The sequence below is a fragment of the Hwanghaeella grinnelliae genome (assembly GCF_004005845.1).
Lineage (GTDB): Bacteria > Pseudomonadota > Alphaproteobacteria > UBA8366 > Aestuariispiraceae > Hwanghaeella > Hwanghaeella grinnelliae.
Genome location: NZ_SADE01000001.1, coordinates 1,834,617 through 1,847,617, shown reverse-complemented (window position 1 = coordinate 1,847,617; position 13,001 = coordinate 1,834,617). Strand labels below are relative to the sequence as shown.

Sequence of the window (13,001 nt, the reverse complement as noted above, 5' to 3'; positions counted from 1 at the left end):
AGGGTCGGGGGCAAAGCCCCGACCTTTTTGTCATATATGGCAAAATAAGCGCCGAAAATGTACGCCGGATCGGGTAACAGGATCCGATCCGGCATAAAATCAGTGAGTCGTCATTCCGGTGAGATCATCGGCGTCATCGCCGGTTGCCGCAGCAGCCTCGACACTCGCCTTTTCGTCTTCCGGCGACCACTCGATCGGCGTCAGCTCTTCAGTCAGGGCAGTGGAAAGAACTTCGTCCGCGGTTGCTACCGGAACAATTTCCAATCCCTTCTTCACATTATCCGGGATATCCGCCAGGTCTTTTTCATTATCCTTCGGGATAATCACCGTTTTGATGCCGCCCCGGAGCGCGGCCAACAGCTTTTCTTTCAAGCCGCCGATCGGCAGAACGCGTCCGCGCAAGGTAATTTCGCCGGTCATGGCGACATCCTTGCGCACCGGAATTCCGGTCAACACCGAAACCATCGACGTCACCATAGCAACACCAGCCGACGGACCGTCTTTCGGCGTTGCCCCTTCCGGGACATGCACGTGAATATCGCTTTTGGTGAAGGCGGTCGGTTTGATTCCAAGAGAAACCGCGCGGCTACGGATGAAATACTCCGCCGCCTGAATCGATTCCTGCATGACGTCGCCGAGTTTCCCGGTCTTGGTCACCCGTCCCTTGCCCGGGACCAATACGGATTCGATGTTCAGCAATTCGCCGCCAACTTCGGTCCAGGCCAAGCCCGTCACGACACCGACAAGATCATCGGCTTCGATCTCGCCAAACCGGTATTTGCGGACACCGGCATATTTCTCGACGTTGCTGCTGGTAATGGCGACCTTATCCTTGCCCTCACCGACGATTTCCTTGATCGCCTTGCGGGCAAGATTCGCCAGTTCCCGTTCCAAACTACGCACGCCGGCTTCCCGGGTGTAGTGACGGATGAGGTCGCGCAGCGCATTATCGGAAATCGTAAACTCATCCTTCTTCAAGCCGTTCTCAGCCATCTGCTTGCGCAACAGGTGGCGTTTGGAGATTTCGACCTTTTCATCCTCGGTGTAACCAGGGATGCGGATGATTTCCATGCGATCCAGCAATGGCTGGGGCATGCGCAGAGTATTGGCCGTCGTCACGAACATGACATCCGACAGGTCGTAATCAACTTCCAGATAATGGTCGTTGAACGTGCTGTTCTGTTCGGGATCCAACACCTCAAGCAAGGCAGATGACGGATCACCGCGCCAATCGGCGCCAAGTTTGTCGATTTCATCGAGCAGGAAGAGCGGATTCGACTTCTTCGCCTTTTTCATGCCCTGGATGACACGGCCCGGCATGGACCCGATATAGGTCCGACGATGGCCGCGAATTTCAGATTCGTCCCGAACGCCGCCAAGCGACATACGGACGAATTCACGTCCCGTCGCCCGGGCAATCGACTTACCCAACGAGGTCTTACCCACACCCGGCGGACCGACGAGGCACAGGATCGGACCTTTGACCTTCTTCATGCGGACTTGAACCGCGAGATACTCGATAATCCGTTCCTTGACCTTTTCCAGCCCGTAATGATCGACATCCAGAATGCTCTGGGCTTCCTTCAAATCCTTCTTCACGCGGGAGCGCTTCTTCCACGGAATACTCAGGATCCAGTCGAGGTAATTGCGGACCACCGTCGCTTCGGCGGACATCGGGCTCATGTTGCGTAGCTTCTTCAACTCCGCGAAGGCCTTTTCCTCCGCTTCCTTGGTCAGCTTCGTGCCTTTGATCTTCTCTTCCAGCTCGGCCAACTCGTCCTTGCCGTCCTCGCCTTCGCCAAGTTCCTTCTGAATGGCCTTCATCTGCTCATTCAGATAGTACTCGCGCTGGGTCTTCTCCATCTGGCGTTTGACGCGGCTGCGGATACGCTTTTCAACCTGCAGGACGCTGATTTCGCCTTCCATCAGCGAATAGATCTTCTCTAGCCGCTCGGACACGGAAGAAATTTCCAGCAGTTCCTGTTTGTCGGCAATCTTGAGCGCCAAATGCTGCGCGACGGTATCGGCGAGCTTGCCCGGATCCTCGATCTGGTTGATCGAGATCAGGACCTCCGCCGGAACCTTCTTATTCAGCTTGATATACTGTTCGAACTGCGTGACGACCGCTCGGGCCAGCGCCTCCAACTCTTCATCGGGTGCACGGGCTTCGTCGACCATCTCCGCATAAGCCTGGAAGAAATCCGTATTGTCGGAAAATTCGACCAGATTGGCGCGGTGAACGCCTTCGACCAACACTTTCACGGTGCCGTCCGGCAGCTTCAGCAACTGCAGAACAGTCGCGATGGTACCGACCTCGTAGACATCTTCAGGTTTGGGGTCATCTTCACCGGCATTCTTCTGAGTGACCAGCAAGATCTGTTTATCGTCCTTCATCACGTCTTCCAGCGCGCGAACCGATTTTTCGCGGCCGACGAACAGCGGAACGATCATATGGGGGAAGACGACGATATCCCGCAGCGGAAGCACGGGATACATAACTCCACGAGGCATTTCTAACATGATCTTAATATCTCTTCTCAAGACAACGGCGCATAAAAGCCACCGTTTGTTTCCTGATACCCCGGCCCGTCTTCGGCACCGGAGCGGACAAACGACACAACCTGGTTGCGCCCCTGCTTAGTTGGGCCCGCCGCGGGATAGTTCAAGACTTGACACCACGCCGCCCTGCGGTCGGGAACAGTCTAACCGTGAAGGAAAACCAAAAACGAACCGAAAGCGCCCAAAAGGCGCAGACAATTTGGGCACGATTCGTCAGGACGCGGTCGAACCGACGTCATCACGACGCTCGGCATAAATGTACAAAGGCTCTGCGCGGCCTTCGACCACTTCCTTGTTGATGACGACTTCTTCGACACCTTCCAGGCCGGGAAGTTCGTACATGGGATCGAGCAGGATCGATTCCATGATCGACCGCAAACCGCGGGCGCCGGTCTTGCGCATGATGGCCTTCTTGGCCACGGCGCGCAGGGCGTCCTCGGTAAACTCGACCCGAACATTCTCCATGTCGAACAGGCGCTGGTATTGTTTCACCAGGGCATTACGCGGCGAGGTGAGAATGTCTACCAACGCCGCCTCATCCAGATCCATCAGCGTCGCCAGGACCGGAACACGACCGACGAATTCGGGAATGAGACCGAACTTGAGCAAATCTTCCGGTTCGATTTCCCGCAGCAACTCGCCGACAGCACGTTGCTCGTCATCACGTACATCGGCGCCGAAGCCGATCGCCGACCCCTTGCCGCGTTGTGAGATGATCTTCTCGAGCCCCGCGAACGCACCGCCACAAATGAACAGGATGTTCGTGGTATCCACCTGCAGGAATTCCTGCTGCGGATGCTTGCGCCCGCCCTGCGGCGGCACACTGGCAACCGTGCCTTCCATTATCTTCAACAAGGCCTGCTGCACGCCTTCGCCCGATACATCGCGGGTGATGGACGGATTGTCGGACTTGCGGCTGATCTTATCCACTTCGTCGATATAGACGATGCCGCGCTGCGCGCGTTCCACATTATAGTCCGCCGATTGCAGCAGCTTCAGGATGATGTTTTCCACATCTTCCCCGACATACCCGGCCTCGGTCAGCGTGGTCGCATCGGCCATCGTGAACGGCACGTCCAGAATGCGGGCAAGGGTCTGGGCCAAAAGCGTCTTGCCGCAACCGGTCGGCCCGATGAGCAGGATGTTCGACTTGGCCAGTTCAACATCACTGTTCTTGGACGCATGGGCGAGCCGCTTGTAGTGGTTATGCACCGCTACCGACAGCACGCGTTTCGCATGATCCTGCCCGATCACATAGTCGTCCAAAACTTCACGAATTTCCTGGGGGGTCGGCACACCATCGGCGTTTTTGGAGACCGCTGTCTTGTGGTCTTCCTTGATGATGTCCATGCACAACTCGACACACTCGTCGCAGATGAACACGGTAGGCCCGGCGATCAACTTGCGCACTTCGTGCTGGCTCTTCCCGCAGAAAGAACAGTACAGGGTGTTTTTGCCGTCGCCGCCTGTGGCTTTTGTCATCGAATGCCTCTCGTTCCAGCGTACTTGCGGTGCTGTGGTGACCCGGTGGGCCGTCTGGGGAGTCTGCCCGCAACCAGCATATCCGTATGATATCCATTGCCGAGGTGGACCCTCAACGCAAAATTTGCCTGTTTTGCCTTAGAATCATCAACCCCTTGGTTTTCCTGCGATTAATAACGCATCTTCATGATGAACTATGCCCATTCAGACAGCTACATCATATGACCCGGATCACTAAGGAAGCTTTAACGTGCCTGTCTCGCAACCTGCGCGGGGCGTTCTTTCTCGCCCCATCGGCCTGGATGCGCCCTTGATCGCACACAAAGACGCCCTTGACCGACAACCTGCTATCAGGACGCGTCGTCGTCCCCATCCGCACCTTCAGGCCGTTTGTTGACAACTTCGTCTATCAGCCCGAATTCCTTGGCTTCTTCGGGACTCATGAACTTGTCCCGCTCCATGGCGGTTTCAATCGTTTTCAGCTTCTGACCGGTATGCGTGACATAGATCTGATTCAGTCTTTCACGCGTGCGCAGGATTTCCCGGGCATGGATTTCGATATCCGATGCCTGCCCCTGAGCCCCGCCCGAAGGCTGGTGAATCATGATTCGTGCATTCGGAAGGGCGAAACGCTTGTCTTTCGCACCCGCCGTCAGCAGCAGCGACCCCATGGACGCCGCCTGTCCAAGGCAAACCGTCGACACTTCCGGGCGAATATACTGCATCGTGTCGTAGATGCTGAGGCCCGAGGTGACAACGCCACCCGGCGAGTTGATGTAGAAGGCGATGTCTTTCGACGGGTTCTCTGATTCAAGGAACAGAAGCTGGGCGCAGATCACGCTGGCCACGTGGTCCTCGACGCCGCCGGTCAGGAAGATGATACGTTCCTTCAGCAGACGGGAGTATATGTCATACGAACGCTCGCCGCGGTTCGTCTGCTCCACGACCATCGGCACCAGGGTGTTCATGTAAAGGTCGATAGGGTCGCGCATGGTTCAGACGAAGCTCCTTGTCACAATTTCGCTTGATACTAAGGGCCGGAGAAGGCCCAGGACATCCCGGAGGATCCGGGCGGCGAAGATACGTTGTGGAGGAATTTAGGGGCAGAGGACCGGAATTGCATCCCCCGCCCTTAAATCCGTATCGTCAATCCGCGTCTTTTTTTGCAGCCGCCTTCTTGGCGCCCGCCTTTTTCGCCGCGGATTTCTTGGCGGAAGCCTTCTTGGCACCGGATTTCTTCGACGCCGCTTTCTTGGCGGGCGCGCCGTCTTCGTCCGGATCCTTCATAAGCTCCTCGGCCGAGACTTCCTTGTCGGTCACCTGAGCCATCTCGATGATGAAATCGATGACCTTGTCTTCCATCAACGGCGCGCGAAGGCTGGCATTGGCCTGCGGGTTGTTCTGATAGAACTCCAGAACCTGCTGCTCCTGCCCCGGATATTTCTGAGCTTCCTGAACGATCGCACGGTTAACTTCATCCTGACCGACCGAGATTTCGTTCACCCGGCCGACTTCCGACAGAAGCATGCCCAGCATCACACGGCGCTTCGCGATGGTGCGGTATTCTTCCTTGATATCGTCCTCGGATTTGCCTTCGTCCTCCGGGTCGGTCTCCCCAGCCGCTTTGGCGCGTTCGTACTGCGTCCAAATCTGTTCGAATTCCGACTCGACCATGCCTTCAGGCACCTCGAATTCGTGGCCTTCGTGGAGCTTGTCGAGCAGGTCCCGTTTCAACCGGCCGCGGGCCACATTGCCATAATCGGCTTCAATCCGCTCACGCAGATGGCCTTTGAGTTGGTCGAGGCTTTCCAGCCCCATATTCGTCGCGAAGGCATCGTCGATCACGGTGTCGACATACTCTTCAATTTCATTGACCTTCACGTCGAAGACAGCGTCCTTGCCCGCAAGGTTCTCCGCCCCGTAGTTTTCCGGGAAAGCGACCTTGACCTCGACTTCGTCGCCTTTCTTGGCGCCGACGAGCTGCTCTTCAAAGCCCGGAATGAAGGTGTTGGAACCCAATTCAAGGCGGTGGCCTTCGGCGGAACCGCCATCGAATGCCTCACCGTCGATCTTGCCGACGAAGTCGATTACGACCAGATCGCCTTCCTTCGCCGCACGGGCCTTCTTCAAAGGCTCGCTGTTCCGGAAGTCTTTTGCCAAGCGGTCGAGCGCGTCATCCACCTCGGCATCTGACGCCGACGCCTTCAAGCGCGTCAATTCCAACTTGGAAAAGTCCATCGGGGTAATTTCGGGCATCAGGTCGACATTGATCGTGTAGACCAGATCCTGACCTTCATCGAAGCTCGAGATTTCGATCTTCGGCTGCACCGCAGGCCGCAATTCCCGCTCGTCGAGGACTTCCTGGCTGGTTTCGGTGACAGCTTTCTCGAGCACTTCGCCCATGACGGCCTTGCCGTAGCGCTGCCGCAGCACCGACAACGGCACTTTGCCGGGACGGAAGCCCGGAACACGTACCGTGCTGCCGACTTCGCCAAGCCGTGCGTCTATCCGCTCACCGATTTCATTCGCCGTCAGGGTCACCGAATATACGCGGCTAAGCCCTTCGTTCTTTGTTTCATCAACCTGCATTGGAAATCCCGTTGGACTATGGTGTTTCTTTATCGACCTTTTCTCGGCGCCCTTATCCCGGCCGGCCTGGACGGCAAACCGCAACAAGGAACTCTCTTACTGGTGCGGGCGGAGGGACTCGAACCCCCACGGATCTCTCCACCAGAACCTAAATCTGGCGCGTCTACCAGTTTCGCCACGCCCGCAATATCGCGCCAAGACCGGGCATAGCCCCCGCCGAAGCCGCGGTTCTATAGCAATGCGGCCCCCAGTCGTCAAAGCCTCAGGCCTGACGGGGGGCGCTTTTTTAAAAGCTAAGGAATGCGCGGGTTTCGCGCGATTTGGAAAGGATGGGAAAGGTCAGCCCCTGATAAGCTGGGCACTCCCCCCTTTTGGGTCAGCTTTCTGCCCGATACGTCGACATGAAAGTTTCCAGCGCCAGCGACCGCGGGCCATCAGAAAACTTTGTGGTCCCGCGCAGCTTCTGGATATCCAGATTATAGCGCACATGCGGAATTCCCAGCCCGTCGGAAGCGACGGAAAGAACCGTCGCGGTCTCGACCATCCGGTCCGGACGGTGGCGGAAGAAACGGCTTCCGGCTTTGACCATTTGATCGGCATCGCGGTTTCTCGCGAAGAAGCTGGACCGCGTGCCGTTGCGCATTCCGATCGCTTCTGCTTTCGAACGGCCGGTGAGGTGTCCATAAAGTTCCATTGCCGACATACCTACGCTCCCCTTAAGAACATATCTTCAAATCGCGTCTTTGGATTGCGTCTGCTGGCTTTCTGCCTGGCAACGATCACCCCGCAACGGTGCGATTCGAAGACCTCGCAAAGACGACAAGAAAAACGCTACACCCAATATTTGACTAACTCAACGAATCAAGTGTCGCCACTTTAAACGCTATAAGTAAACGGTTTATTAATGCCGTTAGGGTGTTGATTTTTCGTGACCTTCGCAGAAGCCCTTACTGGGATACAGCCAAGTATTCGGGACATACCCCAATAGGGTCCGCCAAAACTAGCGCCTCGATTTCAGGGTGCTCAACACGGCGGGTATACCGGCAATTACATCCTCGGGGATCAAGCCAGGGCCGAAGGCCATGGCACTTTCCGCATGGATCCACGCTCCCGCGCAGGCAGCCTCGAAAGGTGGCAATCCCTGCGATAAAAGGGCAACTATGATGCCTGAGAGAACATCGCCCGCCCCCGCCGTCGCCAAATCGGCCGGCGCATTGGCATTGATGGCAACGCGCCCGTCCGGCGCAGCGATCACCGTGTCATACCCCTTCAGAAGGACGATGCAGCCGGAGCGCGCCGCCGCCGCCCGGGCGCGGAACAACCGCCCCCCCTGCAAATCCGGAAAGACGCGAGCGAACTCCCCTTCATGCGGGGTCATCACGACCGGCCCGTTCACGCTTTCAAACAATAACTCCGAAGATCCTTCAAAAATACTGATCGCGTCTGCATCGACAACGGCCGGCTTGCCGGTGCGCAAGACCATGCAGGCCCGCTCCCGGGTCGCCGTGACCATACCGGTCCCAGGGCCGATCAACACGGCGGAGACCTTTGGCATCTCGATGATGTCCTGAAGACTGGACGTGTCACGGTAGGATGCCACCATGATGCTTTCCAGGGTGACCTTGTATACCGTCTGCGCGTCCGCGGGGGCGGCAACCGTCACCGCGCCGGCACCGGCCCTCTGCGCCGCCTTTGCAGACATCCGCGCCGCCCCGGTCATGATCGCCCCGCCCACCACGAGGGAATGGCCGCGCGCATATTTGTGGTCCGTCGGATTCGGCCAATGCAAGGATTCAGCCCAAAGTTCCGGGCCGTTCTCGATTTGCTGGGGATCAATACCCTCAAGGACAGACTTCGGGATGCCGATATCTGTCACGACGACCTCCGCACACCGGACGCGTCCCGGAAGCAGCAAATGCCCGGGCTTTCGACGAAAGAAAGTGACCGTCAGGGCCGCTTGCGCCGCGTAGCCAAGGACCTGACCCGTATCCCCATGCACGCCGCTCGGCACGTCTATGGCGACGATGTCCCGCCCCTCGCTGTCTTCCAGCAAGGACCGCGCCGCGCCATCCACATCCCGCGTCAATCCGGCGCCGAACAGGGCGTCCACGATCAGGGCAGCATCGCCGATCCCCGCTTCGGGCATCTCCACCTCCCCGGTCCAAAGATCGGCATGGTGTCGGGCATCTCCTTTGAATTGCCCGATTGGAACCAGGGAAACCAAACGGACAGGCCACCCCCGCTCCTTCAACAGACGGGCAACGACGAAACCGTCACCGCCATTGTTTCCAGGCCCGCACAGCACGACGGTCGGACGGGGGGACCATCGTTCCATAATGGCCTCGGCCACCGTCCGCCCGGCATTTTCCATCAGCGTGGTGCCCGCGATTCCCTGTTCGATCGCGGCCGCATCCGCCGCGTACATTTCCTGTACCGTCAGCAAGGCGTTCCCGGCATGTCCGAAACCTGCAGCCATTCCTTGCGTCTCCGATCCTCGTTACCGTTCCGTGCGGTTTTGTGTTCCTGCGCAACGCCATAACTCTCCGACGGTCGCATAGGACCGTCAATGCGCTGCGTCAAACCTGCGTGAGACGGATGCCTGCATCGTTTCCAGGATGCCGTCGACACCATAGGGTCACCGGATGCACACGGTCACCGGGACCATGCGTGGGAAAAGGGAACAGATCCGTGATCACGTGTCGACATCTCAAGCCATTCGCAGCGGCCATCCTCCTGGCCGGCACTCTGGCCGCCTGCGACGAGGGTATGGACGTCACCCGGGAATTCCCAAACACCTTGGGCGAGGCCAAATATTTGCAAGGGCTGCCGCCTGTTCTTCCTGTTCATTTCGACGCAATCCCGAATTCGACCGCCGGCGAAGTCAGAACAATTCTGGACGGCATCGCCACCGAACTATCGCGCGGCGGATCTGTCCGGTTCGCTTTCGGGTCGGTTCCGGACGGCCGGGAATTCGCCTTGCGGATCGCCCTTCAACCAAAGGAAGGGCTAAGCGCACTATCACTATGTCAGGGAAAGCCGATCGGCCGCTTGGATGCACCTCAGCGCAGCCGCACCGTCCTAGCCGCGGTGTGCGATAACCGCCGCCGTTTGGGTGAGGTTCGAGCCGTGCTGGCGCCTTCCACCGGCGGCGGTACCGACATCAAAGACAGCGCCATCATCGAAGCAGCCGTCCGCAAGTTATTCGCGCTTCCCATGCCGGGCTGAGCGGCCCGCCGAATTTCACACGCCGTTTACCTGAATGTAACGACAACGACACATTGAGCGCCTATCACTTGGTCATCGACCAACCGCCCGACCTTTCGGGCACTTACGGCGAACGATGGGCTGATGAGATTAAGTGTAGGCCCCTCGTTCGCTGTTTTTTTTGGCCGGCTTTGTAGAAATAATGACGCGCGAAGTTCTATGAAACGCGGCCAACCGATACTTTACAAAAATACCGTAAAAAAATTGATGTTTCCCGCCTTTTGCAGTCGTGTTCATTTACGTTAAATGTGTATTTAAGTTGATTGGGTCAGCGCAAATCCAGCAGGACCTAGCGTGGCATCACGCGGGAACGAACGCTGGGCCAATGGCAGCAATCATTGTCCATTCGCCGCAACTTGCCGCATTGCCAAAATCAGGTCATTGCGAACCGTCGGCTTCGTGATGATTCCCTGCCAAGGCGTTTTGGACTGTTTGAGCAACTCGCCACAGGTAACATCTGCTGTCCAGGCAAAAACCGGGGGGGCGTTATCGATGCCAACAGTTTTGATAATGTTCGCTGCAGCATCCAACCCATTCATGATCGGCATGTGGATATCCATCAGGATCGCATCCGGCCGATAGGACTGGCACCACTTTACAGCCTCCTCCCCATTACGCGCCTTAATGACGATGCATCCCATATCTGTCAGAACGTTTTCCACAACATCCAGATTCGGTTCGACATCGTCGACAGCCAGGATGGTCAGGCCGAAATCATTGTCCTGTTCGTCGGCCTTCCGGAGCGCTTGACTTAATGTTTGCGGATTCAGGGCCTTGAGATCCTGCAACATGAAAGATGCTTTAAAAGTGCTGCCCTTTCCAAGTTCACTTCGAACCGTGATATCGCCGCCCAGAAGTCGTGCAAGGGATCGCGAAATTGAAAGTCCAAGCCCAGTACCACCGAATTCGCGCGCGATGCTGGCGTCCGCCTGGTGAAAGGGATCGAAAATCGTTTCCAATCGGACCGGATCGATACCGATGCCGTGATCCGTGATCGCAACTTCTAACACCAGTTTCGAATTTTTTTGGGGAATGGCCCGCGCCGCAAAATTCACCACGCCGCCCCTACCGAACTTGATGGCGTTATCCAGCAGATTATAGAGGACCTGCTTGATCCGCATTTGATCGCCCAGCACGACGTTGTTCATTGATTCGATTTTACTTTGCAGATCAACACCCAATTCAACCGCACGCGCTTCAAAGCCAGAATGAATGTTGCCAATCACTTCAGACAAATAAAACGGTGCCTCGGAAATCTCGAAGTTCCCGCTGTCAATCTTCGCAAAATCAAGGATGTCGTTGATCAGGGTTAAAAGGTCTTTGCCGGACCGCCCAATACTTCTGCCGTAATTCGCAAGTTCTTCCTGGGTTGCGCCCTTTTCCGCCTTCATCTGCAGCAATTCGGAGAATCCGATCACGGCGTTCAACGGCGTTCGTAACTCGTGGCTCATCGTGGCCATGAATTGCGACTTCGCATCGATTGCTTCCAGGGCTTTCTTGTTTGCTTCCTGAAGTTCCATCTTCTTCTGCTGCAAAAGCGAGACATCGCGCACGAATGCGACAACTTGTTGTCCCTCGTTCTGCTTGACGACACTCAAATCTATTTCAACCGGTATTTCCCGCCCATCCCGGCTGACCGCTTTCAATCCTTCCCGGTTCGTCATCGGGCCCGAATGCGGGTTTTGCAGGAAGTTTTCCCTGAATGCCCGATGTTCGGCGTTCACTTCCTGGGGCACCAACTTGTCGACATGCAGACCGGTCAGATCTTCCTGCGGATAACCGAACAAGGCGCAGGCATCTTCGTTGCAGCGTTGGATTATGCCTTCCTCATCAATGCATAAAATAGCGTTAGGGGCCCCTTCGATCAGCACATCGATTTCATTAAGCGCCAAACGCAATTTTTTGTTTGATCGCAGGACCACCCACAACGTGACGCCGCCAAACAGGACAATCAAAGCGACGAAGAAAATCCCGAATTCACTCGCCACCGCAAGGTGATTGGCGGATGCATCACCGATTTCGACATCGCGCGCCAGCCGTCGGGCCCTGATCTTATCAAGTTCCGATAGGGCTTTGACCGCCGGACCGTCGTCGACCTTGACCAGAGTATCGAGTTCCGCAATCGGAAGATCCTTTCCCTCCCCGACCGCAAAGGCGAGGTTTCTTTGATATTCCTGGATCATCGCTTGAACCGTGAACAAATGAACCGCGGCCCCTCCATCCAGGAAGGCATTGGACAACTTTTCAACCAGCGTCAGGGCATGCTTCATTTCCGCATCTGCGAGTTCCGCGTAACGGTCGTCGCGTCGGATGACGTAGTTTTTAAAATGGTGAATGAAACCGCCGTACCCGATTGCATCACGAAGGTTGGATAGAGCATCCGTAATCGATGTCACATCATCCACATAGATGTGAGTCGCTTGGTTTGAGTCTCGGATGCCACGGTCCAGATAACTGAAGTAACCGCCAACGGCTACCGTCAACGCGAAAGTCAGGGCGGAAAGCGCCACAATTGAGTATCTGGCAGAGTCCTTGCTGAATGAAAGGTCCAGGCGCATGGGGTCTCCCTGGTTCCGGCGGTAGTGGGACACGGATGGCGAATCAATATGCGTTGGTTTTGTTGATCACCATCGAAGCATCTCTCCTACACAGATTTTACGAACGTGAAGCGTGCCCAAAAAGTAAATGCCGCCTATTACATTAGATCAAACTACTTTAAATTTCATACTTCTCCTACGAAAATAAAAAATTGGCACAGCGACGCTGCGAAATAATTTTTCCGTGTATCTTGTTCGTCGGGAAATTGGGATTTCGGAAAGGGTGAAATATCGCCTGAAAAGGACAACTCACGACTTAAACGATTTATTCGCACTTACCTGAATCCTGCCGTGCAATTCGGAATTGGCGACAGGCAAATAACAGCCGCATCCAGCCTCTCAGGACCGCAGGTGCGCCTGTCTAAATCTATTTGTTCAAAAGGGAAAATGGGGTGAGTGATGGGAATTGAACCCACGACCTCCAGAATCACAATCTGGCGCTCTAACCAACTGAGCTACACCCACCGCAGATGAGGCGGGCTTTTACGCTGCAGCCCCTGCGCCGTCAAG

General features: G+C 56.3%; 8 protein-coding genes and 2 tRNA genes. 1 reads left to right on the top strand and 9 read right to left on the bottom strand.

Annotated features, from left to right (window positions below; genetic code table 11):
- Positions 1-99 precede the first annotated feature (99 nt).
- From lon to EOI86_RS08575, 7 genes are all read right to left on the bottom strand, one after another.
- Complete coding sequence (gene lon / locus EOI86_RS08605; RefSeq protein WP_127764658.1) at positions 100-2,520, bottom strand: endopeptidase La; 2,421 nt, start codon at positions 2,518-2,520, stop codon at positions 100-102.
- Between the two features lie 252 nt (positions 2,521-2,772).
- On the bottom strand, positions 2,773-4,041 hold the full coding sequence (gene clpX / locus EOI86_RS08600; RefSeq protein ID WP_127764657.1) for an ATP-dependent Clp protease ATP-binding subunit ClpX: 1,269 nt from the start codon (positions 4,039-4,041) through the stop codon (positions 2,773-2,775).
- A gap of 350 nt (positions 4,042-4,391) precedes the next feature.
- The gene (gene clpP, locus EOI86_RS08595) at positions 4,392-5,033 is read right to left on the bottom strand and encodes an ATP-dependent Clp endopeptidase proteolytic subunit ClpP (protein WP_127764656.1); all 642 of its coding nucleotides are present in this window, start codon (positions 5,031-5,033) and stop codon (positions 4,392-4,394) included.
- 154 nt (positions 5,034-5,187) lie between these two features.
- A complete protein-coding gene (tig, locus tag EOI86_RS08590; protein WP_127764655.1) occupies positions 5,188-6,630 on the bottom strand; it encodes a trigger factor in 1,443 nt (480 codons plus the stop codon).
- 100 nt (positions 6,631-6,730) lie between these two features.
- A tRNA-Leu gene (locus EOI86_RS08585) sits at positions 6,731-6,815 on the bottom strand.
- A gap of 191 nt (positions 6,816-7,006) precedes the next feature.
- Positions 7,007-7,333: a hypothetical protein gene (locus EOI86_RS08580; RefSeq protein ID WP_127764654.1), complete on the bottom strand. Its 327-nt coding sequence runs from the start codon at positions 7,331-7,333 to the stop codon at positions 7,007-7,009.
- 297 nt (positions 7,334-7,630) lie between these two features.
- Positions 7,631-9,106, bottom strand: a complete 1,476-nt coding sequence (locus tag EOI86_RS08575) for an NAD(P)H-hydrate dehydratase (protein ID WP_127764653.1) — start codon at positions 9,104-9,106, stop codon at positions 7,631-7,633.
- Positions 9,107-9,318: 212 nt separating this feature from the next.
- Here EOI86_RS08575 and EOI86_RS08570 point away from each other — a divergent pair, with 212 nt between their 5' ends.
- The gene (locus EOI86_RS08570; protein WP_127764652.1) at positions 9,319-9,855 is read left to right on the top strand and encodes a hypothetical protein; all 537 of its coding nucleotides are present in this window, start codon (positions 9,319-9,321) and stop codon (positions 9,853-9,855) included.
- A gap of 374 nt (positions 9,856-10,229) precedes the next feature.
- On the opposite strand, the gene EOI86_RS08565 is transcribed toward EOI86_RS08570, so the two are convergent.
- Positions 10,230-12,452 (bottom strand): hybrid sensor histidine kinase/response regulator, encoded by a 2,223-nt coding sequence (locus EOI86_RS08565; protein WP_127764651.1) that lies wholly within the window; start codon positions 12,450-12,452, stop codon positions 10,230-10,232.
- Positions 12,453-12,879: 427 nt separating this feature from the next.
- Positions 12,880-12,956, bottom strand: a tRNA-His gene (locus tag EOI86_RS08560).
- Between the last annotated feature and the right edge of the window lie 45 nt (positions 12,957-13,001).